This is a genomic window from Curtobacterium sp. A7_M15 (assembly GCF_030705415.1).
Taxonomy (GTDB): domain Bacteria; phylum Actinomycetota; class Actinomycetes; order Actinomycetales; family Microbacteriaceae; genus Curtobacterium.
This window is the reverse complement of record NZ_JAUZED010000223.1, coordinates 1-1,306: the sequence shown is the minus strand read 5'-3', so window position 1 is coordinate 1,306 and position 1,306 is coordinate 1. Positions and strand designations below refer to the sequence as shown.

1 protein-coding gene is annotated in these 1,306 nt (G+C 71.2%); it reads right to left on the bottom strand.

What is annotated here, in order from left to right; all coding sequences use genetic code 11:
- Positions 1-244: 244 nt before the first annotated feature.
- Positions 245-730, bottom strand: a complete 486-nt coding sequence (locus Q7F20_RS18570) for a hypothetical protein (protein ID WP_305741532.1) — start codon at positions 728-730, stop codon at positions 245-247.
- Positions 731-1,306: the final 576 nt, after the last annotated feature.

Here is a 1,306-nt window from a genome sequence, read left to right as displayed (position 1 = left end):
CACGCTCTTCGTGCAGCACCTCGTGCGACCCGGACGCCCGACGCGCGGCATGCCGTGCGACCTCGCCACGGGCGCCCGTGCCGAACGCGCCCGAGCCCGCACCGCACCGACGCCCGACCCCGCACCGCGCCGGCGCCCGTGCCTGTCTCGCGAGGTCGCAATACCTGCCGCTCGTATCCCCGTCCCACGGCACTTCGAGCGACCAGGACGCCCACGTGCGGCATGTCGTGCGACCTCGATCTGCTCATGCCCACGGTCTGGCTGACGTTCGCGCGACGAACGCCTGGCGGAGCCGCTCGAACAAGACCGCGGGACGGCCGACATCCCCTCGGTTCGCATGCAGGACGAGCCATCCGGTCGCGGTCATCGAATTGTCCCGGCGCTGATCGTGTTCGAACGTCGCACGCTCACGGTGGTGGTCGCCGTCGTACTCGAGTGCGATCCGGAGCGACGGCCACCCCATGTCCACCCGTCCGAGGAAGCGCCCGCCCTGGTCGAGCACCTCTACCTGCAGCTCCGGCTCAGGGAAACCCGCATCAACGACAGCGAGACGCAGCCACGTCTCCATCGCGGACTCCGACCCGACGCGGATCAGCTCGATGGCCTCACGTGCGGCGGCGACGGAGCGCTCCCCGGGAAGGATCGTTGCGGCCAGTGCGTCCACCGTGGTCCGCCCTCGCCCGCCGACGAGGAAGTCCCCCACCGCCACGAGCTGTCGAACGCTCAGCAACCCGGCGCACTCTCGCCACGCACGGTCTGGTCCGCTCAACCGCACGCCGCCGCACGTGACCACGGTCGTCGCGGATCGACGCCGGTGTCCGACGACCCCGGGTCGGCGCATGAGCGGGCCCGATCCGAGTGTGGTCACATGCAGACTTCCCTCGAGCGACCGCGGCAGCGGAGCACCCCAGAGCTCGACCGCGGTCGTGTGACTGAAGTGCTGGTCCGGCCGCATGACGAGAGCCAGCGCGGAGACGGGGGAGACCAGCGCCTCCGCCGCACGCACGCCGTGCACCGGCCGCGACAGGTCCTGACGACGGAGTCGCCCTGGATCGACTCCCGCTGCGAGTGCATCGCGCACCCGAAAGCCGCTCGGATCGAGCTCGTCAGGGAGGGGAGACGGCCGAGGCATGGCGACAGTGTGGCGGCGGAGCGGCGGGCGGGACCACTCGCTCAGCCGATCTGTGGAGAACGGGACGACCCGCGCCTCCTGTGCGGTGTGCGGCGGTCGCACAACATGCCGTCAGCTCGACGCCGAGGTCGCACGAACTGCCGGTCAGACGCGCTCCGAGCGGCAGTTCGTGCG